At 59.9% G+C, this 25,819-nt stretch carries 22 protein-coding genes; 3 read left to right on the top strand and 19 right to left on the bottom strand.

The annotated features are described in order from the left end of the window. The 19 genes from LRG07_RS11475 to LRG07_RS11400 all read right to left on the bottom strand — a co-directional run. A partial coding sequence (locus LRG07_RS11475; RefSeq protein ID WP_238642455.1) for a helix-turn-helix domain-containing protein occupies nucleotides 1–505 on the bottom strand: 505 nt, incomplete at its 3' end. Continuing rightward, on the bottom strand, nucleotides 502–996 hold the full coding sequence (locus LRG07_RS11470; protein ID WP_238642453.1) for a transposase: 495 nt from the start codon (nucleotides 994–996) through the stop codon (nucleotides 502–504). The genes LRG07_RS11475 and LRG07_RS11470, both read right to left, overlap by 4 nt. 87 nt (nucleotides 997–1,083) lie before the next feature. Further along, nucleotides 1,084–1,368, bottom strand: coding sequence for a hypothetical protein (locus tag LRG07_RS11465; RefSeq protein ID WP_238642451.1), 285 nt, complete (start codon nucleotides 1,366–1,368; stop codon nucleotides 1,084–1,086). Between the two features lie 239 nt (nucleotides 1,369–1,607). Next, nucleotides 1,608–2,273, bottom strand: a complete 666-nt coding sequence (locus LRG07_RS11460) for a sugar transferase (protein ID WP_238642449.1) — start codon at nucleotides 2,271–2,273, stop codon at nucleotides 1,608–1,610. Between the two features lie 16 nt (nucleotides 2,274–2,289). Then, entirely contained in the window at nucleotides 2,290–3,321 is a 1,032-nt protein-coding gene (locus LRG07_RS11455; RefSeq protein ID WP_238642447.1) for an NAD-dependent epimerase/dehydratase family protein, read from the bottom strand. 56 nt (nucleotides 3,322–3,377) lie between these two features. Next, nucleotides 3,378–3,878, bottom strand: a complete 501-nt coding sequence (locus LRG07_RS11450) for a hypothetical protein (RefSeq protein ID WP_238642446.1) — start codon at nucleotides 3,876–3,878, stop codon at nucleotides 3,378–3,380. Continuing rightward, the gene (locus LRG07_RS11445; protein WP_255773302.1) at nucleotides 3,868–4,413 is read right to left on the bottom strand and encodes a type II TA system antitoxin MqsA family protein; all 546 of its coding nucleotides are present in this window, start codon (nucleotides 4,411–4,413) and stop codon (nucleotides 3,868–3,870) included. Before LRG07_RS11445 ends, LRG07_RS11450 begins: the two co-directional genes overlap by 11 nt. A 15-nt stretch (nucleotides 4,414–4,428) precedes the next feature. After that, nucleotides 4,429–4,677, bottom strand: coding sequence for a DUF4258 domain-containing protein (locus tag LRG07_RS14095; RefSeq protein ID WP_370641537.1), 249 nt, complete (start codon nucleotides 4,675–4,677; stop codon nucleotides 4,429–4,431). Between the two features lie 125 nt (nucleotides 4,678–4,802). Then, nucleotides 4,803–6,293 carry a nucleotide sugar dehydrogenase gene (locus LRG07_RS11440; protein ID WP_238642444.1) on the bottom strand — a complete coding sequence of 497 codons (1,491 nt, stop codon included), beginning with the start codon at nucleotides 6,291–6,293 and terminating at the stop codon, nucleotides 4,803–4,805. 25 nt (nucleotides 6,294–6,318) lie between these two features. Then, nucleotides 6,319–7,071 carry a glycosyltransferase family 2 protein gene (locus LRG07_RS14090; RefSeq protein ID WP_370641536.1) on the bottom strand — a complete coding sequence of 251 codons (753 nt, stop codon included), beginning with the start codon at nucleotides 7,069–7,071 and terminating at the stop codon, nucleotides 6,319–6,321. Between the two features lie 163 nt (nucleotides 7,072–7,234). Then, entirely contained in the window at nucleotides 7,235–8,143 is a 909-nt protein-coding gene (locus LRG07_RS11435) for an ATP-grasp fold amidoligase family protein (protein ID WP_238642443.1), read from the bottom strand. A 15-nt stretch (nucleotides 8,144–8,158) separates the two neighbouring features. Continuing rightward, a complete protein-coding gene (locus LRG07_RS13955; RefSeq protein WP_255773300.1) occupies nucleotides 8,159–9,154 on the bottom strand; it encodes a glycosyltransferase family 4 protein in 996 nt (331 codons plus the stop codon). A 291-nt stretch (nucleotides 9,155–9,445) separates the two neighbouring features. After that, nucleotides 9,446–9,637 carry a hypothetical protein gene (locus LRG07_RS11425; protein ID WP_238642459.1) on the bottom strand — a complete coding sequence of 64 codons (192 nt, stop codon included), beginning with the start codon at nucleotides 9,635–9,637 and terminating at the stop codon, nucleotides 9,446–9,448. Nucleotides 9,638–9,817: 180 nt separating this feature from the next. Further along, complete coding sequence (locus LRG07_RS11420; protein ID WP_238642441.1) at nucleotides 9,818–11,140, bottom strand: O-antigen ligase family protein; 1,323 nt, start codon at nucleotides 11,138–11,140, stop codon at nucleotides 9,818–9,820. Nucleotides 11,141–11,503: 363 nt separating this feature from the next. Next, nucleotides 11,504–12,595, bottom strand: a complete 1,092-nt coding sequence (locus LRG07_RS11415; protein ID WP_238642439.1) for a glycosyltransferase — start codon at nucleotides 12,593–12,595, stop codon at nucleotides 11,504–11,506. A 78-nt stretch (nucleotides 12,596–12,673) separates the two neighbouring features. Beyond that, complete coding sequence (locus tag LRG07_RS11410) at nucleotides 12,674–13,984, bottom strand: nucleotide sugar dehydrogenase (protein WP_238642437.1); 1,311 nt, start codon at nucleotides 13,982–13,984, stop codon at nucleotides 12,674–12,676. 135 nt (nucleotides 13,985–14,119) lie between these two features. Beyond that, a complete protein-coding gene (locus tag LRG07_RS11405) occupies nucleotides 14,120–15,259 on the bottom strand; it encodes a glycosyltransferase family 4 protein (RefSeq protein WP_238642436.1) in 1,140 nt (379 codons plus the stop codon). A gap of 1,184 nt (nucleotides 15,260–16,443) precedes the next feature. Continuing rightward, the gene (locus tag LRG07_RS14085) at nucleotides 16,444–17,490 is read right to left on the bottom strand and encodes a GNAT family N-acetyltransferase (RefSeq protein WP_370641535.1); all 1,047 of its coding nucleotides are present in this window, start codon (nucleotides 17,488–17,490) and stop codon (nucleotides 16,444–16,446) included. A gap of 391 nt (nucleotides 17,491–17,881) precedes the next feature. Next, nucleotides 17,882–19,618: an ABC transporter ATP-binding protein gene (locus tag LRG07_RS11400; protein ID WP_238642457.1), complete on the bottom strand. Its 1,737-nt coding sequence runs from the start codon at nucleotides 19,616–19,618 to the stop codon at nucleotides 17,882–17,884. Between the two features lie 432 nt (nucleotides 19,619–20,050). Here LRG07_RS11400 and LRG07_RS11395 point away from each other — a divergent pair, with 432 nt between their 5' ends. From LRG07_RS11395 to LRG07_RS11385, 3 genes are read left to right on the top strand one after another with little or no spacing between them, the layout of a single operon-like run. After that, nucleotides 20,051–20,944 (top strand): hypothetical protein, encoded by an 894-nt coding sequence (locus LRG07_RS11395; RefSeq protein WP_238642435.1) that lies wholly within the window; start codon nucleotides 20,051–20,053, stop codon nucleotides 20,942–20,944. Further along, entirely contained in the window at nucleotides 20,937–23,285 is a 2,349-nt protein-coding gene (locus tag LRG07_RS11390; protein WP_238642434.1) for a hypothetical protein, read from the top strand. Before LRG07_RS11395 ends, LRG07_RS11390 begins: the two co-directional genes overlap by 8 nt. Next, nucleotides 23,275–25,581: a site-specific integrase gene (locus LRG07_RS11385; protein ID WP_238642433.1), complete on the top strand. Its 2,307-nt coding sequence runs from the start codon at nucleotides 23,275–23,277 to the stop codon at nucleotides 25,579–25,581. The genes LRG07_RS11390 and LRG07_RS11385 overlap by 11 nt, the downstream gene beginning before the upstream one ends. The last annotated feature ends 238 nt before the right edge of the window (nucleotides 25,582–25,819 follow it).

The raw sequence follows: 25,819 nt of genomic DNA, 5'->3' as shown, positions 1-25,819 counted from the left end.
TGCGGCTGTAGAGGTCGATGATCAGGTACAGGTAGAAGAACTGGCCGCGGATCGCGGTTGGCAAATAGGTCACATCCCAGCTCCAGCAGCGGTTAGGCCGATCGGCGCACAGCGTCGGCTTGGGCCTTGGGGGCTGAGGAGCCGCCTTGGGGCCGCGGTGATGCTGCTCATTGTGCTCATGCAGGATGCGATAGAACGTGCGCTCCGAGGCCACGTAAACTTGGTGGTCATCGGCCAGGCGCAGCACGATCTGCGCCGGTGGCAGGCTGGCGTACTCCGGTCGGTGGCACAGATCGAGCACATGCCGGCGCTCCTCGGCGCTGAGCTTGTGCGACGGCGTCGGACGCTCGGCATAAGGGCGCTGATCCTCGGTGCCGGCCTTCCACCGCCGATAGGTGTTCTGCGCGATCCTCAGCTCCGCACACGCCTTCTTCAATCGAGCCCCGTTGGCCCGGGCCTCGTCGATCAGTTCAACGGCGCTGGCGCGATCTGCAGCGGACGTCATGACTCCTCGTCCCCCCAGATCGCGTCGGCTTTTCCCCGGAGGGTGAGCAACGCCGCCGTCTCGGCCAGTGCTGCCTCCTTGCGCTTGAGCTCCTGGGTCAGCTTCCGGTTGCGCTTGCGCTCCTCCTTGATGGAGTCGGCCTGGCGCTGTGCCGTGGCCTCGGCCCGGTCGTTGGCCTGCTCGCAGCTAAGCCGCCACTGCTCGATCTGCTCCGGGTATAGCCCGCGGCGGCGGCAGTACTCGGCGAGCTCTTCCTCGCCGAGCGTGGCCGTCTCCAGGACGGCATTGAATTTGTCCCGGGAGCTCCAGCCATCGGGGCCCTGCGTGCCCTGATCTGGCATCAGGCGACCCTCCTTGCGCGCCTGGGAGCGCCAAGCATAGATCGTCGGTGCCGTGATGCCTTCCTCGGCGGCCACGTCGGCGACGCTGCGGTTGTTCGGTGGGCCGAGCTTGCGCAGGACCGCCTCACGTCGTTCGTCGGAGTACTTCATCGGAACCTCTCACTGCCCCCAGCTCTGGTTTAAGACTCTAACAGCTGAGGTTCCAACTACCCTGGCAGAGGGGGGGTGTACGCAGCGTCAACGCTGCGACGCTACGGCGTGGGGCTGAGTCGGCGGCTGCGCGCGGAGTTTGGCTGGGAAGATCCCGCTGAGCTGTCGGCCGAGGCACTGCATCAGCGCCTGGAGCGCGTCCTGGACGCCCTGCCGGAGCAGGATCAGCGGATCGGGCATCGTTGGCTGCGATGGCTGGTGGTCAATGACGAACTGCCGGTGGACCCCCGTGCGCTCCGGCCCGAGCGCTACGACCGCTCCCCCGGTGTGCGTGCAGCCGCCGTCGGCATGCCGACCTGGGAAGCGTTGCACGCGTGGCTGGCCCCGCGCGATCCCACCGGGGTCTATCGCCTGATGCTCGATCTGATGCTGCTCCTCGGGCTCCGCGAACGCGAGGTCACCGAGCCGAGTCCCCAATGTCCGCTATCGCGTCACCGTGGACAAAGACCCGCGCACGCCTTGGCAGGGGCTGGTGAGCGGGGTGGTGTGGTTGTGGGCGTGGTTGCAGGATGCTCCACCGCGGTAGCGGGAGTGGCCCCCAGAAGACCACCTCAGGATGCGCCGCGCAGCGCCTCCGGAGGCTCCGGCAGATCCTTCCACACCCGCCACGGCATGCGGCTGCTGGGGAACAGGATCACCCACACCGTCAGCAGGATCACCTCGAAGTAGACGCGCAGGGACTGGTTGCGGACGTACCACCGCTCGAGCTCCGCCTTGTAGGGGATAATCGTCTCCCGATAGAAGGTGTGGGGATCCTCCTGGTTATCCAGGTAGCGCTCCTCGTCGCGAAAGATGATCGAGCCGACCCCGCTCAGCCCCGGCCGAACTTGGCCGATGTCCTGCTTCGCCGCCTCCGGGTACTGCGCGAAGGTGTTGGGCACCTGAGGGCGCGGGCCCACGACGCTCAGATCGCCCTTGAGGATGTTGATCAGCTGCGGCAGCTCGTTGAGCTTCGTCTTGCGCAGGAACTTGCCGAAGGGCAGGATCCGCGGATCCTCCTTAAGCGTGATCTCGCCGGGGCCGATGTTGGGGCTGTCCTTGAGCATAGTGGCAAACTTGAGCAGGGCGAAGTGCTCTCCGCCTTGGCCCACCCGAGTCTGCCGGTAGAAGATCTCCCCCTCGCCGGTCATGCGGAGGATGAGCATAATCGGCAGCATCAACGGGGCGAGTACGACGATGGCCAGCCCCGAGAAGAAGACGTCGAAAAAGCGCTGCACGAAACCTCCTGTTCGTTTATCGCTGGCTGAACCGCTCGGGCGGCTCGAAGCCGATGTCATCCGGTTGCCGGCCCGCGGCGAAGAAGTCCCGGTACCACTGCACCGTGCGCTCGACGCCCTCGCGCCAGGGTACCTGCGGCTCGTAGCCGAGCTCCTCTCGGCACTTGGTCAGATCCGGACAGCGGCGGCCTACGGAGCCAGGGTAGGTGGGGGCGTGCTCGTACTCCCCGGTGTAGCCCATCAGCTCGCCCACGGTGCGCGTCAGGGTCTCCAGGCTGATCTCCTCATCGTTGCCGACGTGGTAGATCTCGCCTGCGGCGGCTGGTGTCTCCATGGCGCGGACGGTTCCGTCCACCGAGTCGGTGATGTAGCAGAAGGCCCGGGTCTGGTCGGCGCCGTAGATCCGGAAGGGCTCGTCGGCCGGGTGATCCCAGAAGCGCTGGACGAGGTGCGGGATGACGTGGCGGAAGCCCATGCAGGGGCCGAAGGCGTTCTGGTAGCGCACCACCGTGGCCTCGTAGCCCGCCGCCGGTCCAGTGTGGAGGAACGCCGACTCGCCGAGCATCTTGGTGACCGCGTAGGTCCAGCGCGGGTGTTTCATGTCGCCGATGGTCAGCGGCACCGTCTCCGGCGTCGGTATGGGGGCATCGAAGAGGTCCGTGGTGGCGGCGTAGTTCTCGCTGCTGGAGGCGAAGACCACGCGCCCCACCTCGGCGCGCTGGAGCCACGCCAGGGTGTAGTGGGTGAGCGCCGTGTTCACCCGGATCACCTCCTCCGGGTGCTCCAGCGTTCGGTTCACGCCCACGATCGCCGCCATCATGTAGACGTGATCGTAGTGATCGGCGAGCTTGTCGTAGGCGCGTGGGTCAGTGAAGTCGTCCTCGATGACCGTGAGCTCGGCCCGCTCGTCGGCATCGAAGTACTCCTCAAGCCGACCGCGGTAGCCCTTGTCGGCCAGCGTGATCGTGTAGCCGCCGTCGTCGAGCAGGCGGCGGGCGATGTTGATACCGATGAAACCGCCGCCGCCGAGGATGAGCACCTTGGTCACTTGGGGTCTCCGTTGGGGGTGTTGGGGGTGGTACGAGCCAAATGCTCAGCCCCGGGTTAGTCTGCGCCGCGGTTGAGCTTGCTCGGGACAAAAAGCGGGAGTGTTACATCCCGGATGGGGGAGCGACTCGTGACGTTCTGGACAAGCTCGCGGAAATAGGGCCAAGCGTGATAGGCCACACACCGCACGTTGAAGTGCTCTTGTTCGGCTTCGCTCCACTGCCCAGGGATGACAACGCGATAAACCAGGGAATAGCGGGCCCGAAGGTAGATCAACAGGCCGTCTTCGACCTGACTGGCGTCCGCGGAGGGCTCAGGTGCGTCCTCCGGGTAACCCTGCACAGTGATCTCCGCGGAGGCCAGGGCGGTGCCTCCAGCCCCGCCAGCGAGGGCCTCATGATCGTGGCCGATATCGAACCGGAACCGGAGCTTGCCCGATTGCGTCTCAGGCTGCTCAGGTGTGTCCATGTGGAGGCTTGTGAGCGAGATGCTCTCCAGTTCCAGCGCCTCGGCCAGATCGCAAGCTTCCGAACTCGTCTGTGTTGCGTCAGCCGTCATTGCTCATGACCCATGCGTGGTTCGTTCCGCCAAACGTGTGCGGGGTCTCGTAGGTGTAGGTCTTGCCATGGAGTTGCTCGACATCCAGCGTGATCGGTCTCTGACGGCGCCGGTGCTGGGGGGCTGTAGAGAGCTCGGCCGGTCTCTTCCGCCCGAAATGCTCGAAAGCCAACGCCCGCAGGAGGCGATCCGCGGGGGCCGGAACTTCGCTGTGCCCGGTTTCCCACCGGCTGAGGGTGACTGTATGGACCCCGAGTAGCCCCGCCAGCTCTTGTTGCGAGCGGTTCAGCGCATGGCGAACGAACGCAATCTCCTGACCGGTAAGCCGGGAATCCAGCTGGCAGAGCAGCTCAACGGCCTGCCGGATCAGGCGACGATAGGCGGGGAACTCCTCAAACCCCTCGCCGCAGCGACCGCACTCCAGAAACGGTACGTTTACAAGGCGGATCGACTCCAATCCCAGACCGTTATCCCGCTCAACGCGGCTCATTTCGACCTCAGCCGAATCACAGACTGGGCAATTCAGAGCACTCATGGCCTCCTCCCGCGATTAGATGACCGTTACGATCAGTAACCGGCGCTCCTTCGGAATCGTTACCGCGAGATCAACCCGGTCATACGCATCGTCCAATCGCATCCGGTACGTGTGGCGCTGATGCGGGGGCTGCGGCTCATCGGCACGAATGACTGCTCCTCGGCACAGGACATCGAGGACCCACGCGTCATGGACTCCGCGCTCTTGCTGACGATCCCGCGCGTGGCGTGTAAACACGACACTTGTCTCCTCCGACCGCGCCATGGCGTTGATGACGCGAGTCGCGAGAGCCAAGTCCGTCGGTGCCTTCCGTAGCCGATCGAGCATAGCTTGTTAGCAAAGTGCTAAGTCGTCAAGCGCGGTTGCAGCCATCGCGGCAGGGCTGATCGTCACAAGTCCCCACGCCCCAACACCTTCACGGTATGCCGCTCGCGCAGCCGCACGATCTGCTCCGCCGAGAGCACGCCGATGGTGTCGTAGATGAACAGGCCCTCCAAAGCCATCAACGCGTCGATGGTCCCGGGCCGCTTGTAGAGCTGGTGGCCGGTGGAGATGGCCACGACCTGCGGTTGCTCGGCCAGCGCGGCCTGGAGGTCCTGGTGGACCTCGCGCTCCTTCTCCGGCCAGTACGGCACGTACGGGTCGTGGAGGGTGAGTTGGGCGCCGTCGGCCTGGAGGCAGTCGTAGAAGAGGTCCACGGGGCTGAAGCGCGTGTCGCCGACCTCGCCGCGGTAGGAGACGCCGAGCAGGAGCACGCGGGCGCCGTTGAGCGAGCCGTGCTGCTCGCGCAGGAACTCGTAGGCGTAGACCGGCATGCGGTCGTTGACGGCCACAGCGCGCTCGCTGTGGTGCAGGCCTTCCTCGGCGCCGAAGAGTTCACGGCGGGACCAACTCGCCAGCAGCGGATCCTTGGTCAGGCAGTACCCCCCGACGCCGATGCCCGGGTACATCAGGTTGGCGTGGGTGGGGCGCTGGCGGATGGCGTTCACCACCCCGTAGAGATCGACCCCGGCCTCCTCGGCGAAGCGCGACCACTCCACCACGAAGGCGATGTTCATGGCCCGGTAGGCGTTCTCCAGGACCTTGGCCATCTCCGTGGCGTTGGTGCTCTCCAGCCGGGTGAGTGGGCACTGCTCGGTGTCGATGATCGTCTTGAGAAACGCCTCGGTGGCGTCGGCGCTCTTCTCATCGACCCCGGCGTAGACCCGCGGGAAGGTGCGGATGGAATCGACGTAGTTGGGGCCGGGCATCACCCGCTCGTAGGAGTGGCCGAGCTTGAAGCGGTCCGTGGGCAGGCCGCGCCGGGCGAGCTCCTCCTCGAGGATGGGGCGTACCACCTTCTGACAGGTCCCCGGCGGGACCGTGGTCTCGACGAGCACCAGGACATCCTCCTTGCACTGCTCGCCGATGGCGCGCATGGCCTTGCGGAAGCCGGTCAGGTCGACATCGTAGTCATTGAGCCGCCCCCACGCCTCGGTGTCCTTGGCGACGTCGAGGTTGATATCGACGATGATGACGTCCGCCACGGCGTAGGCGTAGGGATCATAGGTGGCGTAGAAGTTCCCTTGTTCCCGGGCACGGGCGAAGAACGTCTCGATCTTCGGGTCCTCCGCGGTTAGCGGGAAGATCCCCTCGTTGAGCGACTGGATCCGCCAGTAGGCCTCGGGCGTCGGCAGATCGACGCCGAGCACCGCGTAGTCGCGCCCAAGGGCGTTGGCGCAGACCAGGGACATGACCGCGCCGACGAAGCCGAGGCCTTGGACGGCTACGACCGGCTTCGAGCTGTTTTGGGAGAGGAAAGCGTCGATCCCGGCTCGGTCGTCCGGCTCTGCGGGGATCGTGTACTGCTTGCCCGTGATGGGGTTTAAGGAGGTTCGCAAGATTGCTCCCGTGAATTTGTACAGCTTATCTGATTCTGCGGAGGGCGGCGGTCAAAAGATGATGGCATACGCCATAGCCAGCTTTAATCCTGCTAAGCTTTGCTTCTTCGCGCAAAAGCCTCCATGTGTAGTAACTTGCCCGCAGCTTGTTTGAGGTAAGCGAGCCCTTGTGTACTCGTAAGGATGCGAGGGGTTCTTGAATACCCACCGCAACTTCATGTTGCTCGAGGACGCGCAGCCAAAGCCCCCAGTCTTGGCGCATAGGCAGTTCTGGCATGTATATTGTACCGACCTTTTCGCGGTCATACCCAGCTGTTAAGCAGCCGACAGGGCAGCTTCTATAAAAGTCTCGATGGGACACGTTTCTTGGTGACTGGACTGTTCGCAGGAATGACCCACTATCATCTACGACGTGGTACCAGCTGAAACAAAGTGCAGCCTGTGAGTCCTCGAACGCCTGCACTTGCCTCGCCAGTTTGCGAGGCATCCACGTGTCGTCGCTATCAAGGAAAAAAATATAGCGACCTCGGGCTGCAGAAATGCCAGTGTTCCGTGCGATCGCTGGGCCACTGTTCTGTTTTAAACGAATGTGTTGGATCCGAGGATCAGCTGACTGGGCAGCTTGGCATATGTCTGGCGTGGAATCCGTTGAACCATCGTCAATTAGGAGCAGCTCCCAGTCTGCGGCCGACTGTGATTTAACGCTCCCGATGGCGGAGCCTAGATAAGATGCCGAATTATGACAGGGTGTTATTATTGAGCAAGTTGGTGCCGGCATGGTTGCGCCTGCTGATTTTTTTCGTATTCCTCACACGGAGCCAGCGCGCCATTTCGTAGGAGCGGGTGCCGCCGGTCATTTCGGGGGTATGAAAATACTGGTGGAGGTATGTAATTCTCATGTATGATATTAGGTTATAATTTGCGTGGTATGCATCCCGGAATCAAGCGTAGTAAATACCCTCGAATGCGGCATCCGTAAATCCTTTGAGGTAAAGTTCCCGGTTAAAACTACGAGGGTTGAAACGTCCATACCCTCCTTCGGGATAATGAGACATTTCACCAAAAAATGGATGGCCATCGACTACATAAAAATCCACTCGGCAAAAGGTGAACGGCCTAGCGATCTTGGATGCCGCATCTAGTATACGGTCTAGTGAACATGGCTTTTTTGGTGATTTTTCTGGCATAGGATACTCGTATTCAACATTGAGAAGGTTCCAGCTTGTATCGAAAAGGCACCGCTTGTGGTCAATGAAACGGTCAACATCGACCTGAATCATTTTCGGTGTGCCGTTGAAAACGAAGACTTTGTAATCCGGCGGCGGAGTTTGCGTGTTGCTGTCCGATAGGAGTTCCTCGCAGTATATTTTGGGGTTGACGTAGAAATACGCCCACTCCACGGGAGATTTATTGTATGGCTCAGCTGTTGCGTAGCTGAACTTTTTGGAAATAGTTTCTGAAGGCTCGGCACGTTCCTTGTCGAAAATATAGTTAAACCCTGCGCCGTGATTTGTTTTTATTATGCACAGCGATGGTATTTCGCCTTTTGAAATCGCGTCTTTCAGCTGCCCCGCGGTTTCATAAACTGCAAGCGTTTTAGGTATGCCTATGTCCGGCGCCTTGACACTGACCCAGTCCTTAGCTAGCAACTTGTCTTGCGTGAAACAGACTTCTGCGTAACGCTCGCGCAATTTTTTTTGGTTAAGCAGATCATTAAACGTTCTTATGTAAAATGGGTTTACTGGTGGTCTGCCTCTGGCAATGGGATACCCAACAACCCGGAGGGATTCTGGAATAAGGACTGTTGAGAGCGCTTTCGCATATCTCTTTAACAGGGGTTGATGTTTCATAGTAGGTGCAGCCCTTTACTGCCAAAGTCGAAGACGTTGCCGGGAGGTCTCTTTAATGTCGAAATGTCTAGACACTGTCGCGTGAGCGCACGCGGACATCTGATCCCAAAGTTGGGGATCCGATAATATGGTCAGAGCTCGCTCCGCAGCTCCATGCACATCGCCCGGACGCAGCACATACCCATTCCTGCCGTTTACAACAAGCTCATCAATGCATGGTGTCTTTCCTACAATCGCAGGACAACTCGACGCAAAGGCTTCTTTTACAATATTGGGCAGGCGTTCACCAGTTGCTTGAGATAGGCTTAGCAGTAAGGAAGCTTCCTCGAGGTTCGAGAGTATCGTTTCGTGACTAGCCCATCCAACCAATTCGACATTTTTACTGAGCTCGTTGGTATTGATGTAATCCTGAAGAAGGGCCTTTTCCGGGCCGTCACCGAATATCCGCAGGTAGGCGTCTGGCTTGTGTTTTTGGAGTATGGTAAAAGCACGCAAAACATCGATCGTGCGTTTGGTTTTGGTCAACCGCTCTGCGCATATTACAAGGTTTGCGGATTTGGCATCACGTGTTATGTGGCCCCGTCTTACCTTAACTCCGCGGTAAATGGTTGTTATTTGGTTTGCCGGGACGCCTGTTAGGCAGGATATCTTTCTTGTGTTGCACTGCGCGTGGGTTGTTATATATTCGGCTTTCCGGCTGAGTGCAGCAGAGATCGGTAAGGCCCTTTCTAAGTCATAGGCTCCCAAAAATAAGGTTACATTGGTGCTCGGGGCTAAGTCTTTAATAATTAGCCCCACAAGGGCTGGGTAGTGCCCCCAGAAGATGTGGACATTCGGTATACGGCGATGGTTTAAGGATCTGGCGATGTCTAAACATCTGGGGAGCGCCGCGAGCGCGAGCGCGCCTGAGGAAGGCGTACGTATTAGCGTCCTTATGAGGGCGCGAAGGGTGTGACGTAGCTTTGGAAGAAAAAGAAAGAAAAATAAACACCCGCGGCATATAGATGCCATGGTAGGTTGATCAAGGTCAAGGTGTTCTAGTGACCATTCTGACAGGAGTTGTGAGGAACTGCAGGGAGGACGCCGTAAAGTGTGTACATAAAGGGATGCGTTGTGCTCCCGCAACCCCCTGAGTTCAACGGCAGCGAATGTCTCCGAACTGCTTGGAAAGCTGCTAAAAATGTAGGCAACGCGTTTTGTCATATTAATAAAAGTGGCGCGGTAGGCGAGCAGGATAGCCGGTGTGGTTCAAGCTTTCTTTATGGCAGTAAAATGAAAAAATGGGTTGACGGTGATCGTTGGTTAGGCTTTGGCGTCGTTATTAAATTTTTGAAATTTGATTGAGTGATAACTTGATACGATTAGTGCAGCCGGACGGCCGGTGGTGGAGGGGAAGAACCCTGTACACTTTTGCTCAAACACGCTCCAGTCGACCCGCCCGGCGAGCAAGACCAGCGGATGCCGTGGGTTGATCAGGTTGGCCACCAGCTCCATGCGGAAGAGATCGTGCTGCGGCGTCTGTCGATCGTCTTTGGGCCCCATCACAGCCGTCCAAGTTTGCAAGGTCTCGAATCGCAGGACACCGAAACCCGACGATTCCGACGGGCTGACGGAAGAAAGACTGAACCAAAGCAGATAGCCTGTGCATTAATGTCGTGGCTAGAAGACAGTATGTTATGTGATGCCTCTGGGCCTGTGAGGGTCGCTTGCGCCCATATAAAAAGCGAGAATCGTAAAAATCATAACATGGGTATAATGAAGTGCAGAAAGGGGAACGAACCCAAGTGGGATGATTATTGTTACTCCAAACAAAGCGAGCGAATATTGGTTTCCAGAAGCAAGATAATTATAAATTGTGTAAAAGGTGGTCGTGAGCAAAAATAGCACAAAAAAGGCAAGCAGTGGGATGCCGCCGCGAGCTAAGTAATTTAGCCATCCGGAGTCAATAGTCCCTGTTACGACTCGCGGGTCGCCTAGAAAACCAAAGAAACCGTAATCACGAAATGCTTGTAATGCGTTAGACCAACCATCAAAACGAGCTGCCAATGAGCCATCAGCCTGGAAATCACCCGTAATCACGGCAAAAGCTGAAAAGATAGATTGCGGCCGTAGAAAGCCAAGCCGTTCTGCGAGTATAACAAGAAACGAAAAGGCGAGCGCGATTAAGATGAATAATGCTATGCCCTTGGGCTTGGTCGTTTGGCGTCCACTAAAGGTTCGGAGGATCGAAAGGGCGTACATTGCTGCCACGGAAAATAAGGCGGCCAAAAGCGCGGAGCGCGACGTTGATGCTACGATAATTAAGAAGTGTATAAAAGATATATGGGCCCACCGGGCGCCGCCACCGGTAAAGTAAAAGGCAAGGGATAAGGAGAAAATAACCGCTCCGTACCACCCTAACTGATTCGGTCCAGCAAACGTTCCGGGGGGGCGCATGTAATGATCGATCTTTATGTCGAACATATCAGCGAGCGACTGGTTTAAAAAAAAGCCCCCAGGTAATACTTGGGCGTATTCTAAAATCTGCCCGATCGTAACAAAAAGTATTGGGTATCCAAGAAAAAGCAGTGATCGGTTTAAAGATGTGTATAAGAGCCTGCGACGGGGTGATAATAAAAGTAGGGCCGCGCAGAAGACCAATATTAATCCAAAGCGGAACCCGTATGTGACGTGACTAAAATCGAAAGAGGCTCGAAACATAAGCCCTAAAAAGGGCATTAGCGTCATATAGCCAAGATACAAGAAGAGCGGAATCCATATGAGAGAATGCTCGGATTTGCTTATTGTTGTGTCGAAACAAATAAGGATCAGGGCACTAAAAATAAAAAATGCAATAAATACGTCGACTGCTCTTATTGTAAAGTTGGCTATATCGATTTGTAGCCAATTAAAAAATGTGAGTGACGCAAGCAGACCAATTAAAAGAGTTGTAAAGTGGTGGTCGCTAAAGGATATACGAGGTTGGCTCAGAAGGTGACTGCTTGGGATTGTAGTCATTGTAGTCCAGCGGTGCTAGGGAATTGGTACCGATGTCAAGGCAGTCGGCATCGCCGGCTAAGCGGGTGATGGTGAGGTGCGATCCGGTCAACGCGCCTTTTTAGAGGAGCTAATAACTCACCGGTTTGTACTTGTGCTGAGGCATGGGGCGAGGCCGGCAGTGAAAAAGCCGCATTCACCATTTTAAGAGCAGTTCGCGACGCGGATATTCGCAGCCCCGAGGATGGCATCCGGCCATCAGGCTGTAGCACGTGTGTCGTTCGTGTCTGCAAGTGGAGCCTCGGCGGTTCGACTGATACCAGGCGACAGCGGACAGCCTCTGCGGCGAGGATCGCGCGGAGCCCGTTTGACCGATCCAGCATTCTAGGCATCGAACATAGCCAGGTAGCGATTCGCAATGGTCGCCGTGCTGAAGTCGTGAGCTCTTTCCTGAAGCGCACGGGGATCATGTGGGGCGTCCAGCGCGCGATGTAGGTTCTCAGCCAGATGACCTGGGTCCTGACAACGCGTCAGGTACCCGAACTCGCCATCCCTGGTGATGGTGCGTGGCCCGCCGGGGCAATCAGTCGTCACGACGGTTGTGCCGGCCGCAAGCGCCTCGACGATCACGTTGCCAAAGCCCTCCCACTGTGAAGACAATGCGAATACCTGGGCTTGTCGATAGAATGGCCAGGGGTTGCTGGCGAAGCCTTGAAAGCTAACAACTTCATCGAGCTGTAACTCAGATCGCAGCTGTTTCAGCGCTTGCTCTTCGGGGCCTTGCCCGAGAATGAGCAGTCGCGCAGACGGCCTATCTTGTACAACACGCGCGAAAGCCCGAAGTAATGTGGGGTAGTCTTTCGATTGGTGTAATCGTCCAGCCGACATAATGACCTCAAGAGACGCGTCAGCGAACCAAGGGTGGTCAGCGTCTTCTTGCATGAGTGAATCGTAGTTTGCCGGCAAAACCGGATTCGGGATGACCGTGGCGTTCGGATTATCGACTCCACGCTCCTGCAGGTCGGAAAGTGTATCGTGGGAGTTGGCGACCACCGCGTTAACCCGGCGATAAAAGTAGCGCATGGACGCTAAGTAAAAGCCCTTATAGAAGCTGTTTTTGTTGTCAACGCCGTTAAGCGTGCTGGCTTCACGGTAAACGATGCTGCTCTGTTTCAGGTCTGGCCTCGATAGACCCAAAATGATATTCGAGTCCCGGATAACCGATAATATGCGCTTCGGTCGGATGCGCCGGATATGGCGGGTAAGAGCGGGTATCGAGTACCGTACACGGGGCGCGCCGAGGCAAGAGTACGCGACATCACTGGAAAGTAAGTGCGAGTAATCGGAGATGTCTCTTATGGACGTGAGGTGAGTGTCGTGGCCTTGACGACCCCATTCGTTAGCCAAATTGATGGCAACCTTTTCGGCACCTCCGCCTGAGAGGCTTGGGGTAACAATGAGTATTCGGTCGGTCATCGTGGATTCTCGGTTCAGAGTGTATAGCTGGCGGTCGGTATCTAATGGGATATGCGTGGTTTGTAATCGACAAGTGAACTACGCGCGGACAATATGGGGGTAATGTCCAGAGAAGACTCCCCTAGTATCTATAATAAGAGGCGCGTGTTCGCGTAATAAATCATAGTCGAATGCATCATGGTCGGTTGCAAGTAAGACCGCATCCGCACCCTGTAGCGTTTCGGGTGTCAGGTGAGTTGTCTCAAGATCGAAGTGATGGTTTCGCATTTTTGGGAAGCGTGGTACATGAGGATCACAGTAACTTAGTTCGGCACCCTTGTCGCGAAGCAGCTCCATCATCGCCACCGAAGGCGACTCGCGCATGTCGTCGACGTTCTTTTTGTAGGCGATGCCGAGGACCAGGATCCGGCTGCCGCGGATGGGCTTGCCGCGGTCGTTGAGGGCGTCGGCGAGCTTGGTGATGACCCAGCGCGGCATGTCGGTATTGATCTCGCCGGCGAGTTCGATGAAGCGGGTGTTGAGCCCGTACGCTCGCGCCTTCCAGGTGAGGTAGAAGGGGTCGATGGGGATGCAGTGGCCGCCTAGCCCCGGGCCGGGGTAGTAGGGCACGAACCCGAAGGGCTTGGTGGCCGCTGCATTGATGACCTCGTAGATGTCGATACCCATGCGATCGGCGACGATCTTCATCTCGTTGACCAGGCCGATGTTGACCGCGCGGTGAATATTCTCCAGTAGCTTGGTCATCTCCGCCGCGCGCGGGCTGCTCATGGGCACCACCTCATCGATGATGGCGCTGTAGAGCGCTACGCCGGCATCTAGGCAGGCCTGGGTAACGCCGCCGCAGACCTTGGGGATGGTGCGCGTGGTGAAGTTGGGGTTGGCCGGATCCTCGCGTTCCGGCGAGTATGCCAAGAACAGAGTATCGCCAACCGTGAGTCCTGAACCAGACTCCAAGATGGGGAGTAGCTCTTCTTCCGTGGTGCCCGGGTAGGTGGTGCTCTCCAGTGCTACAAGCTGACCAGCGTGCAGGTACGGCGCGAAGGTTGTCGCCGTTTCCAGCACGTAGGAGAGGTCGGGCTCCCGATGGCGGTTGAGTGGCGTCGGGAGGCACAGGATCAGTGCGTCGACCTCTCCCGAGCGAGCCGGGTCGGTAGTGGCCTCGAAGCCTTGTCTGCAGGCAATTTCGACCCGTTCATGGCTGATGTGTGCGATCTGACTCTTGCCGCTGTTCAGAGTAGCGACCGTGTCCGGATCGACATCGAAGCCGATGACGCGGAAGCCTTCCTCCATGAATCGCAGCATAAGCGGGAGACCAACGTAACCCAAGCCGACGATTCCAACGGTGGAGTAATGCCTCCTGGATTTACCTTGAACTTTTGTGCTGCTCAACTTGTCGTCCTTAAATGTTTATACTTTGAGCGTGTTAAGCGTTTAGTGTAACCGGCAGTGCCTATGATGAGGGGTAAACGGGTCTTGAAAAAATAGAGCGGGAAGTCATAAAGTCGTCATTATGAAGTCGCAGGTTTAAGCCCCGATTGCGGGCGGTTTATTGTGCATAAGTATTTCGAGCCACTTTTCCGCTTCCCTTTCCCTTGAAAAACCGTTGATAATGGTCTTGCGTGCGTTTTCCCCGCATGATTCCCTTAGTGACCTATCATTTATCAGCTGGTCAAGGGCACCGGCAATCGAATACCGATCGCCGGTGGTCGCCATTAGTCCATTTTCTCTGTGAACAATCAGCTCCTTAAAGGTCGGAATGTCCGAGGTAACTGCTGGGAGGCCGACGCTCATTGCTTCTAGCAGACTTTTCCCTAGACCTTCGCTATGTGAGCAAAAGGCAAAAACGTCGCTATTTTGTAGCTCATTCTTAAGACAAGTTGTTGATAGTGGCCCTTTGTAGTCCACAGTGTGTTGGGGGGACTCATCAAATATTTTTCTTATGCTCTCCAAAGCGCCTCGATCCGTCCCGCAAAGAACAAAGGTGATAGGGGTGCGTAGTGTTGCAATAGCCTTCGCCACATCGACTACCCCCTTGCCAAAAGATATATTACCGCTGTAAATAATACGGAAATCGGGGGCGCCTTGTGTCCGCTTTCCGGAGGGCTCGAAAAGATTGGTATCAACCCCGCGAGGAATCACATGGATTTGATCGGGGTCTACAGCATAGTTGCGCGAAAAGTTCCCAGCAACTGCTTTGGAAATAGCTACAAAGCTATCGACCGATGCGCCAAACTTCTTTTGGAAAAAAACATATCGCGAAGGGAGTCTGCGTTGTCGGTAGGCTATCGATAGAGCCTTCAGGAACGGATTGGTCGAGCGTGTTAGTGCGCCTTCGTTAGCGATAAACAATGGACGCTGGTTTTGGTCGTGTTCTTGTTGCAGAAGCGGCCCGATGTTTCGTGACCAGCCAATCACTGCATCTATATGGTAAGAGCATCTTATGTCGTTGTAGAGAGTGATATGATCGCCCGGGTCTCCTTCGCCTCCGCTAAAGTAGTAATGAACGTTGTTGGGATATGTGTAGGTGGTAACAGAAGGGTTGCGACCACCTGATAGTATAATCACCTCATCGACCCGCCGAGCAAGGGACCAAGCCAAGTTTTCGATGCCAGTGTTCATGCCACGGTTAAGGGCAGATTGTTTAACAACAAAAAGTAGGCGCATTGGTCAAGTCGTTCCAATAAAAACGAAAGGTATTACTTTGTATCGATTTACGGCGCTTTCGGAGCTAGCTTGAAGTGGCAGGTTTTGGTTGTTTAGGATGTGAACTTTGGGAGCTTTACGGCTGAATTTGCGCCCCTAAAGTAATTTTTAGATGCCGCACCATGAGTAATCTGAAAGAGGGGTTTTGTGTTCTATGCAAACATCTTATATAGGTACCTTAAACATTTCAGCGTGGCATGATGCAGAGATCGTCTTGTTTTTACCGGGAAAAGCCGTTCGACCTTGTTAACGTTATGTAGATACGCGAGGCGCCACCCGTATCGCTTGTGGTGACCGTCAAGTATGGCTCTTGAGTTGTCTATATCTAAGTCAATATGGTGCATGCCGTGGTGGTTCCAGGATCCATTCAACTGACCTGAAACGATCGGCGAGTCACGAAGTTTGACCATGTTGAACTTTGTCTTGGTCAATTCTGTAGCTTCGTAAGCGTTGATACCTTCCCCGTACCGTATTAGACAGTCCTGGAAAAATAAATAAAGTCGCCCGCGATGCTCTAAAGGGCGTCCTGCCATTCGTCTAACAGTGGGGTTTGTGGCTATTGGTGAAGCGGGGTGTTCGTGCCAGTCAGTTGTGAGAGGATGATGTGCGAAGTGCAGGCGTACTCCGGAACGGTCAGAATAAAGGATATAAAATAGGCCGTCTCGAAAAAAAAGAACTGGATCTACGCCGTAGAGTCCGGTTTCGAAATGATGATGAAATGAGACAGAGTTTGTTTGTTTTTCGTAAAATGTGATGGGGTGCGCCTTTTCGGAGCCATTCCATAAAGTTCTCTCTGGCAGACAAAAGGCGGCTCCGTCTATCGTGCAGGTATAGGGAAAGCTAAACTCTTCACCGCAAACCCGGATAGCCTCTCCGAGATATTCGAACGTGCCATTGGATATGCGAGCACACCCGATAAACTTTTTGCGGGGGTTGTCGAGAAAGACCTCAAATAAAATGTGAGACGAGTCGAGAAAGAAGGGGTCAGCTATGAATCGTGCTCTCTGATCCCCGGTGACGTTTGGGCCGATGATGTCGTAGTTTCTTGGGGGTACAGTCATGTGCAAATATCCCTACGGACTGTCATAAGGTTGTCCGAATGAGGATCGTGAGGTAATCGTAGGCTCCGTTTACGACGGCCAGGCCTAAAAGACATTCATCTCAGCGGGCCCAATTGTCCAAGAGTCTAGGTTACAAAAGTAGTCCCTGTGCGTGTTATCAAGGTTCCCGAGGTATGAGTAAAGTGAACTAGACCAATAAGTTTGGTCGAAACCCGCAGAGAGCATGCTGTCAGTGATGTTGAGATGCTTTACGTCATGATCCCATACAAAGAGCCGGCCGCATTCTTTGAAAGCTTGTCGCCAGACGGTGTGAATAAGTAGACCAAGGGGCATATCGTCAGGTTTGTCAGAGGGCAGGAGGACATCTAATAAAGTCAATGACGGCCTCCGTCGGAAGGGGCTGCGCTTTTGGAAAACCAGTACGTACTGGGTCTGTTTCGAGTCGATATGGACAAAAACCTGGTGCCTTCTTGCCCTTGGCGGCTTGGAATATCTCCACCTAAGTTGCGACACAGACGTGTCAATAGATGTGTTACAAGATGCGCATCGGGCTGAGCGGTATAATGGGAGCGACGGTAATGTTGTGCTTACTGAAAAGGTTAACTGGGAAGGTGAGCTTTTTTTTGTGAGGTTCGTGATGTAGGATGTCGAAAATGGGGAAAATTGGTCGATATACTCTCGTGCAGTGGGTCGGGCGTTATCGAAGCATCGGAAAAGTGTGTTCTTTGTATAACGCCACCCGGATTTTTCGTACCCAGGGCGCGACTTTTCGTTTGGGTGGTTGAAAATGATATGGGGCCCAAAGGTTTCTGTCGTGTAAGAAAGAGCTTGTTTGTTTAGTTCAGTAAAGAGTCCAGCGCCGCGGTAGTCAGGGTGAACCATTGTGTCTGCGGGCTGAAGAGATAATAAGCGGGTGTGAAGGCTTGTCCTTAGGAAAAGCGGAAAAAAAAGCCGCGCTGCTATGAGATGCGCGCCTTTGTATGCTATTAATCCTGGTGGTGCAGTAAGATCCGGGTGTGAAAGAAATTTCCACTCTAGCTCTCGTTGTGTAGCACCACTGAGACATTTTTTATGCAGCGTGGAAAGCTGCGGGAGATCGACCGGTGTAAGTGGTTTTATAGTGTATGTCATTTTTGTAAAGATGGTGCACGTGTCCGGTAAGAGGTTTAATAGATCTGTTGGGGGCGTTATAAAAAATGACTTGTAGGTGACAAGAGGAGTATAGTAGGTGGCGTTATCTAAAGTTTTCCGGCGTGTAAGAATTTGGGGGGCTTACATCTTCGGTTAAGCACCTCACCGGACAAGAATCTAAGCGCGGTTCGCAGTATCTGTTTATGACTTTCGCAAGAGCACAGATGTGCTGAAGTAATAGCCCTGGCCAATAAACAGTGAGAAGCACCCAAGGCGCTCAAAGGGGTCGCAGCCCGAGATCGATGGCCGCTGACCGCGGGGGGCTGGATGAGGCGCTTCTGGCGGGGGAACTTGTCGGTAATGGGGAGTTGGTGGATGTCGATGAAGCGGCTCACTCCGCCCCCACCGCCATGGCGCGGAACCGCTCACTTTGCCCTTGCAGCTCTTCGAAACTGCCCGCAGCCGTAATCTGCCCCTTCTCCAGCAGCACGACCTGATCACAGTTGCGCACGGTGCTCAGCCGGTGGGCGATGAGGATGATGGTCTTCTGGTGGTGGAGGGCATCGATCGCCTCCATGACGGCCTTCTCGGTGACGTTGTCCAGGGCGCTGGTGGCCTCGTCGAAGACCAGCACGCTTGGGTCGTGGTAGAGGGCGCGGGCGATGCCGATGCGCTGTCGCTGCCCACCGGACAGACGCACGCCGCGCTCGCCGACGACGGTCTTGTACTGCTGCGGCATCTCCTGGACGACGAAGTCGTGGAGCTGCGCCATGCGCGCGCAGCGCTCCACCTGCTCGTGGTCGATGCGCTCCGGCGGCACGCCCAGGGCGATGTTCTCGGCCACCGAGGCGTCGGTGAGGAAGATCTCCTGCGGCACGTACCCCAGCGCCTGCTGCCACGCGCGCAGGTTGGTGTCGGTCACCGGCTCGCCGTCCACAGTGATGGCCCCTTCGGTGGGGCGCAGCAGTCCGAGGATCACGTCCACCAGCGTCGTCTTGCCAGCGCCGGTGCTGCCCACCAGCCCTACGGAGCTGCCGACCGGGATGTGCAGGTCGATGCCCTGCAGCGCCGGGGCCGGGGCGTTGGGGTAGGTGTAGTGGACGTTCTCCAGTGCCACCTCCCGTTGCGGGACCAGCGGCGCCGGCGGCTGCTTGCGGATCTCCGCCAGCGCCTGGCGGCGGTGCAGGTCGTTGTAGATGCTATCTACTGCGCCGCCGCCGAAGCGCAGTTTGGCCAGCCCCTGGTAGACGTGCTGTGCGGCCGGCAGCATCCGGTAGCCGGCGAAGGCGTAGAGCCCGAGCACCGGCAGCACCTCGCCGAGCCCGCCGCCGGTCGTCCCGCCGTGGGTGGCCATGAGCACCAGGGTCAGGGCGATGATCCCGCCAAAGGCCACCGCCTCGATGAGGAACTTCGGCACCTGGGAGAGCGTCTGGCTGGTGGCTTGGTGCTTGGCGAAGCGGATCGATGGACCGCGGAAGCGCGACAGATACGCGTGCTCGCGACCGAGGAGCTTGATGTCCTTGATCCCGCCCAGGGCCTCACCGGCGGCCTGGAAGCGCTCCTGGTTGGCCCGCACCCGGTCGCGGCCGATGCGATCCAGGAAGCCGCGGACGCCCCAGTAGATGAGCGCGTACATACCGCCGAGCACGGTAGCGACGCCGGCCGCCAGAACGGGATCGATCACCACCAGCAGGGTGACGATGGCGATGACCACCACGCCGTAGGCCAGGGCATCGAGCCCCGGCTTGATGACTTGCTGCTGGAGCTGCTGGGTCTCCGTCAGGATGCTCTTGCCCATGTCGCCGCTGTGGCGATTCAGGAAGTAGGCGTAGGGCTGGCGCAGGTAGGTCTCCAACAGCCGTTCGCTGAGGCTGTGCATGCGCATCCACGCCCAGCGGTTCATGGCGTAGATGGTCAGCGAGCGGAACGCGGCCGAGAAGACAATCAGCCCGAAAGCGCCGGCACCAAGGGCCATGAGGAAGGTGTCGACCGATTCGAAGCCGAGGCCGACGTAGAGCTGGTTGAGGACCGGGTTGGTCTCGACCACCTCGGGGTTGCCGAGCACGCTCAAAAACGGCATCACCGAGGCGACGCCGGCGGTCTCGAGCAGGGCCATAACGACGACCATCCCGAGGACCAGGGCGCCGCGGCGCTTCTCCTGGCGGCTGAGCAGGCTGAGGAGTTTCTTGAGCAAGGGGGCTCCTGAACGGCTTTATGATGAATAACAGGGGCGGGCGTTTGGGCACGCTACCGCCGGGACGGTGACGCCTGGGCAGGCCCGTCTTGCCGGGGTGTTCAGTCTGTGAACGGCAATTCCGCCACGCGCGGTGGGACGGGGCAACCTCCAAGGCGCTCGCGCGCGCGCCAGGCCCCGGGCTCATGCACGAATGCCCTTCAAATCAAGGTCATTGGTGACATACCCGGCTCCGAACCGACTCGAAAATCCCCTTGATCCTCAGCGCAGCGGCGCGCTCACGGCAGTGATCGGCTCTGCGCGAGGAGACGAGGCGGATGCGAGGCCCGCCTCCAGCACGGGCTGATTGGTTCGGAGGTAACTGCAATGAGTCAACTGGGTGAGATCATCCTCTACGAGTCGGTGCGGATTCCCGCTCAAGAGGTGTTGGTTGAGGCGCCGAAGGTTTTGCCGCCCGAGCGCATCGACCCGGTGCGCGGAGCGCCGCGGGCTGACGGGCTTCACTTGCCGGCTACCCCGCCGATCCTGTTCGATACCGACGAGCGACGGGATCTGCTGAATCCGCTTGTTGTGGCGCAAGAAGCTGGAGTTGCGCATCCAAAGTCCCGGTTCAGAGCGCTTGCGATCCGCAAGAGCGATCTGGAGGCGCCGGAAATGGAGGCGCTACTGCGTTTTTTCTGCGGCTATGTGCTGCCAGCGCTGCTGACATCCCGTGTTAGCTGGCGGGAAGCGATCGACTGGCTGCGCTCGGACGCCCACCTGCGCTCGGTGATCCGTCGCAAACTCTTCGATCTGTCCGGGGATGGTCAGCTGACGGCCAAGCAGGAAAAATTGATTCTGCGGCACACGGTGAGTCGGTCGTCGCTGGAGAAGTACCGCAGCCCTCGAAGCAGCGTCAGCACCGCGCAAGCCGCGCGGGAGCCTGCACGAAGCGAACCGACCATGGATGAAGAATCGGCAGACAGCACGGTCCCTCAGGTGCTCAGCAGCAGCCAGGTGGACGCGTCGATCTGGCAGGCTGCTCTGGCGCGGTGGGATGCATTAGGGCTGTGCGAGCAATACGGGTTGCCGACCCTTCAAGAAATTGTGGACGCGCTGGCGTCTGCCCAGGATAAAGCTGGTGAATGCGTGGCACCGAAGATCGTGCGCACTATGGCTGATCCGCAGTATCCCTGGGATGACGGGCAAAAAGTGGAGAAGCTTGTCGTGCGGGTGCGCCAGCGTCTCGCGGAACACGCACCGGGAATGGAGCATGGTTGACGGCGAACGCACGCTGCTTCCTGATGCCGTATGCGCGCAGTGGCGGGAGCGCTTGCGTGACCTGGGTGATATCCGGCTGCGGGATGCGATCATGGCCGTGGTGGCGACGCACCTGCCGCCGGTCTGCCAGGCAGCGCTGCGCGATAGCCTGCCGCTCTTCGCGCGGGACTATGGCCCACCCGCCGGCCTCTCGCCTGAGCAGCTGTGCAGCCGCGTGGGGGCCCTCGGCCTGCCCGAGGGCTATCCCCAGCGCTACCGGACGCCGTATCCGCTGCACGCGGCCATCACCCGCATCTTCCCGAATGAGCCGCCAGCGCGGCGGGTGCTGGTGGATTGGTTCCGCACCAGCCCCGGCGACAACGCTCAGATCTACTATCGCCAACTGCTCGCGGTGCGCCGCTGCCTGCAGTTGTGTCAGCCGGCGCTCGCCGACGTGGCCCCGGAGGAAGGGGCGCGGGTCTGTTGGCAGGCGCTGAATGCCATGACGCTTGATGCGAAGCAGCAGGACGATGCCCGGCTGTTTTTCGAGCTCCTGCAGGGCCAGCGGCAGGTCGGGGTCAACCAGGTGTATCAGCCCACGGGCAAACGCCCGCGCGGCCCGGATCCGGAGATCCTGCGTGTGCCGTTGCTCGAGCGCGCCGACCGGCAGCGCGAGCTCCCGCCGTCCGGGGGCCGGGCGGCGAGGCAAGACACGCCCGGGGAAGGGGGTTCGGCGCAGCGCACCTTGGCGTCGGCTCGTTACCGTCCGCGCCACGATGCCCGCACCCGTCGCCAGGCCGAGCCGGCCGACCCGGATCACCCGCAAACGTGGGAGCGCGAGCAGCCGTCCGCCCTAACCGAGGCCGATGATCGCTTCGCGCAGCGCCACGGCCCGCGCCTGGCCGCCACGTCCGTGTTGAACACCCCGACGGATCTCCACCGGCTACCGACCGGGCGCGTGGTCCAGGCCCTGTCGGTGCTGGCCAAGGATCCGCTGAACTGGGCGTACGCCTGGCTGCTGTTGACCACCGCTTTGCCGCCGCAGCGCCTCGCTGCACTGCAGCGGGCGGGCAGCGCCCCGGAGGGTCAGACGCCGCATGAAAGCGCCGGGCTTTTGGTCTATCGGTTGCTTGATGGGCCGGTGGCGGTCGGGACCGGGGCCAACCGCCAGGTGACGTTGCGCCTGCCAGCGGGCATTGCGCAGGCCTTGGCCGATGCGCCGCACCAAGCACCGTTCACGGGCCAACCGGGTCGCATCAACCGCCGCCTGCGCTGTGCCCTCGACGGTACGCCGGGGCTGCTGCCCACGGCAGACCGCCTGCGCGCCACCGCCGAACTATGGATCGAGGCCCACGCCCGTGATGCGGTCGCTGCACGTGCGCTGACGGGGCGCTTCGGGCTGGCGCAGAATGCCCCCGCCGCCTATCGCCGGTTCGCATCCGGCGAGCTGCAGGGATTGTTCGAGGCGGTCACCGACGAATGGGCGCAGGCCGCGGGCCAGCGAGCCGGCGATGACCCCGACCTCGCGCAACGACTCGCGGCGCTGCGTTTTGAGTCGGCGTCGTCCGAGGCGATGGACCCGGCACCGACCGGGTCCGGGCGGGCGATTCCGCCGGCCGCCTACGAGCCGTGGCTGCGGCGTCTGCGCCGGGGTGCCGACGGCGTCGGGGCGCACCTGCTCCAGCTCCCCCCGAATGATCCGCGCTGCGCGGAGAAGCTGCTGCAGGTCGTTCGTCTGCACGCGGCCTACACGAGCCTGCTCTGGCTGCTGGCCACCGGGGCTCGCCCGATCGGGCCGCGCACCGAGTGGGTCGTCGCCGAGCGCGGTGTGCTCGCCGCAGCGCACCCGGCCGCGTATCTGGCGGACAAATCGAGCGGGGTGTACCGGGAGCGGCGCGTGATCCCGGTCTGCCGTCCACTGGAGCAGCAGCTGCGGGTCCATGAGCATGTACGCACGATGGTGGTACAGCTCCTTGAGCGCCGCGGTTTCACGGTGATCGATCACCGCCCGACGGCGCAGCAGGCGCTGCCCGCGGGACTGGTCCGTCTTCGCCGCGATACGCTCGAGTGCCGGCTCTTCACCCAGCCGCGGCTGGAGGCCGCGCTGCGCGAGGCGGGCCTGGAACCGGATCGGCAGGCGCGCAATGCCCCGCGACACACGGTGGCAACGGTGCTGCGTGAGCGTTTGGCCCAACGGCAGGTCGATGCCGTGCTCGGCCACGCCCGCGCGGGTCTGGGGGTCTGGGCGCCGGGCAGTACCGAGGGTTTTGACGCCGCGGCGGTGTTCCGGGCCTTCACGGAGCTGCTCGATGCCGCGGGTGCGACGGTCCATGAGCCCCGAGGGGTTGCCGATGTCCTTTGACCGGACGACGTTGATCGAAACCCTGCAGCCGGAGCGCCGCGCGCTGGGCCTCGAGGATGCGGCGCATTGGGAGCGGGTCGTCGATGCCCTCGCGGCGGCGCTCGATGAGCAGGGGCGCCTGGATGCGCCGGGGCTCAGGGCGTTGGAGCAGGCCACCTTTGATCCGCAGCGCCGATCCAGGCGCCGGCATCGGGCCTGGTTGCGGCGGCTTTTGCAGCGGCTCAATCAGACCGGTCATATAGAGGCGGTCCTGCCGGTTACCCCGATCCTCGAGCCCCGGCCCTCGACGCTAGCGGTCAGCCCGGAGCAGCTGCGCTGTCAGATCACCGCCGCCGCGCTGGATGCCTACCTGGGTCTCTGGCTGCGCCGGCGCACCGATGCCGATTCAGCAGACCGACTCTTCGCCCTAGCCGTGCGTCTGGTAACGCGGGTGGGCATGGGCGAACGCGTGGTGGTCGGCACACTGGCGCGCCTGCGCTGGGCCGATGTCGATCGGGATGGGACGCTGGCGCTACCCATCGAGCCGACGGATTTCAGCGGTGCGGTGCACCCTGTCCGGCCGCCGAAGGCGTGCCGCAAGCACCTGCCCCCGCGTCCGCGGGCGGCGGACGATCGGCTGGTGGCCGCCCCGGTGCTCGAGAGCGCAACGCCGCCTGACGACGCGGCAACGGTCCGCGCTTATGAGCGCATGCTTCGGCGGTGGCTGCGCGATGCGTTCGCCGCCTTTGCCGCGGATTTCGAGCGTGAGCGCCGGGTCCCCGGCGCCACCGTCCGTGGGTGGCAGCGCTTCGCCCACGCCGGGCGGCTGTTGCCGCTGGCCTACGGCGTGCCGGCGGCCTGGGTCGAGCTGCTCGCGGCGTTCCCGTTGCCGGCGGCGGCGCGCACGGGCACCGGCGCCCGTCTCGACTGGTCCGTGCAGACCGCGCAGCGCGGGCCTGGGGATCGGCTCCTGCGCTCGACGCCTCACCTCCGTCCAGGGACGGGCGAGGGGGCGGTGGAGCGCCCGCAACCGGGCCCCATCGGCGACGATCCGCTTCCCCGGCCGGAGGACTGGCCGCGTCGTGCGCGCAATCTCCTTGATGCCTTCATCGCCCGGATGCGCGCGCTGCAGACGGGGCGCGGGACACTGCCCGCCCGCGCACGGGAGGACGCGTTGGCCGCGTGCAAGGCGCTGCTCGAACGCGCCGATGCGCTGGGCTACCCGGCGAGCATCGTGCAGCTGGCGCTCGCCTGGGGTGCTGACAAGTTGCTCCGCGATGGGGTCAAGGTCCAGACCCTCGCCGATTACTACAGTCGGATCGCCTCGCCGGAGTTGCTGGGCATGGAGGAGGTGCTGGATCTGCGCGACTGGGACGATGAGACCATCGAGGAGGTCACCGGGTGCGTGGTCGCGGCGCGGCGCTGGAGCCCTCGCAGCGCCGAGCACTTTCGCACCACCTGGTTCGAGCTGCTGCGCTACGGCCAGCAGGCCGGCGGGTGGCTGGCCGAGGCCGAGTTCGCGCTGAGCACACCGCGCGAGGGTGCGATGCACACCCCAGCGCGGACGGCGATCGTGACCCCCGCCGAGTTCGAGTACGCCCACGGCGTTCTGGTAAGCCGCGAGCACGATGCGCGTTACGCGCAATGGGCCGCGGCGCTGACGCTTGGCTTCTACGCCGGTGTGCGCGCCTCGGAGGTCTGCGCGCTGACCCTCGGCGATCTCTTTGTCGATGCCACCGAGTGCTGGGCGGAAATCCGATCCGGCAAGGCGCCGGCGGCACGGCGGCGGATCCCGCTCCACGCCCTGGCGCCGCCGGGGCCGGTGGCGCAGATCAAGGGCTGGGCGCAGCGTCGGCGTCAGCAGTTCCCTCAGGAGCGAGCGCAGGACGTTGCGCTATTTGGGCCGGAGGGCAATGCGCGCGGGTACCGCCACCATGGTCTGATCGCACCGCTGCTCGAGGTCCTGCGCCCGATCCTGGGCGAGGGGGTGGACTTCCATTTGCTTCGCCACAGCATGGTCTCCTGGCTGCTGCTGCGCGGGCACGCGGCGCAGCACCGGGATTTTCGCGATCAGCTGCTTGAGCGCGATGCCTGGATGTTTTCCGATACCGCCCTGGAGCGGCTGCCGGCGTTGCGCCAGCCCGAGGCGCTGGCGAGTACCGAAGGGCTCGGCGGCGAGGCGTGGCTCGCCCTGGCCAAGCTGGTCGGCCACCGCGACCCGGGCACCCTGCTGCTCTACTACGGCCACAGCCTCGGCCCGATCCACTCGGATGTCCTCGCCCGCGCCTGGGGCGGGCGGCCCGGCAGTCGCTCCTAGCTGCGCGGCTTGCGTGCTTGGCCGGTTGCCCGGCATCGTGAAGTGCGGAAGATTGCAAGCGGAGCTTAAAATCCCCCGCTGCGGGGGATGTGCGCTTTAGCCCGGGGCGACTTCCGATCGACCCTTGCAGGATTCAGCAGCTGAGACGAAATCTGCAACCAAAGAGGCGATTTTTGCAAAGCCGGTTTGTTTCTAACTTATTGATTTAGAAGGGTTTTTGCAAAATTCGGCGAATATT

This window comes from Halorhodospira sp. 9622 (genome assembly GCF_022228025.1).
GTDB lineage: Bacteria > Pseudomonadota > Gammaproteobacteria > Nitrococcales > Halorhodospiraceae > Halorhodospira > Halorhodospira halophila_A.
This window is presented reverse-complemented; position numbering and strand designations above follow the sequence as displayed.

What these genes read in the sequence shown, in the direction of transcription:
- LRG07_RS11420 (WP_238642441.1), bottom strand. Translation starts at nt 11,140, where the DNA reads ATGACTACAATCCCAAGCAGTCACCTTCTGAGCCAACCTCGTATATCC.
- LRG07_RS11395 (WP_238642435.1), top strand. Translation starts at nt 20,051, where the DNA reads ATGAGTCAACTGGGTGAGATCATCCTCTACGAGTCGGTGCGGATTCCC.
- LRG07_RS11415 (WP_238642439.1), bottom strand. Translation starts at nt 12,595, where the DNA reads ATGACCGACCGAATACTCATTGTTACCCCAAGCCTCTCAGGCGGAGGT.
- LRG07_RS11435 (WP_238642443.1), bottom strand. Translation starts at nt 8,143, where the DNA reads ATGAAACATCAACCCCTGTTAAAGAGATATGCGAAAGCGCTCTCAACA.
- LRG07_RS14090 (WP_370641536.1), bottom strand. Translation starts at nt 7,071, where the DNA reads ATGCCGGCACCAACTTGCTCAATAATAACACCCTGTCATAATTCGGCA.
- LRG07_RS11400 (WP_238642457.1), bottom strand. Translation starts at nt 19,618, where the DNA reads ATGGTCGTCGTTATGGCCCTGCTCGAGACCGCCGGCGTCGCCTCGGTG.
- LRG07_RS14095 (WP_370641537.1), bottom strand. Translation starts at nt 4,677, where the DNA reads ATGGCGCGGTCGGAGGAGACAAGTGTCGTGTTTACACGCCACGCGCGG.
- LRG07_RS11450 (WP_238642446.1), bottom strand. Translation starts at nt 3,878, where the DNA reads ATGACGGCTGACGCAACACAGACGAGTTCGGAAGCTTGCGATCTGGCC.
- LRG07_RS11470 (WP_238642453.1), bottom strand. Translation starts at nt 996, where the DNA reads ATGAAGTACTCCGACGAACGACGTGAGGCGGTCCTGCGCAAGCTCGGC.
- LRG07_RS11390 (WP_238642434.1), top strand. Translation starts at nt 20,937, where the DNA reads ATGGTTGACGGCGAACGCACGCTGCTTCCTGATGCCGTATGCGCGCAG.
- LRG07_RS11385 (WP_238642433.1), top strand. Translation starts at nt 23,275, where the DNA reads ATGTCCTTTGACCGGACGACGTTGATCGAAACCCTGCAGCCGGAGCGC.
- LRG07_RS13955 (WP_255773300.1), bottom strand. Translation starts at nt 9,154, where the DNA reads ATGGCATCTATATGCCGCGGGTGTTTATTTTTCTTTCTTTTTCTTCCA.
- LRG07_RS14085 (WP_370641535.1), bottom strand. Translation starts at nt 17,490, where the DNA reads ATGACATACACTATAAAACCACTTACACCGGTCGATCTCCCGCAGCTT.
- LRG07_RS11425 (WP_238642459.1), bottom strand. Translation starts at nt 9,637, where the DNA reads ATGGAGCTGGTGGCCAACCTGATCAACCCACGGCATCCGCTGGTCTTG.
- LRG07_RS11445 (WP_255773302.1), bottom strand. Translation starts at nt 4,413, where the DNA reads ATGAGTGCTCTGAATTGCCCAGTCTGTGATTCGGCTGAGGTCGAAATG.
- LRG07_RS11405 (WP_238642436.1), bottom strand. Translation starts at nt 15,259, where the DNA reads ATGCGCCTACTTTTTGTTGTTAAACAATCTGCCCTTAACCGTGGCATG.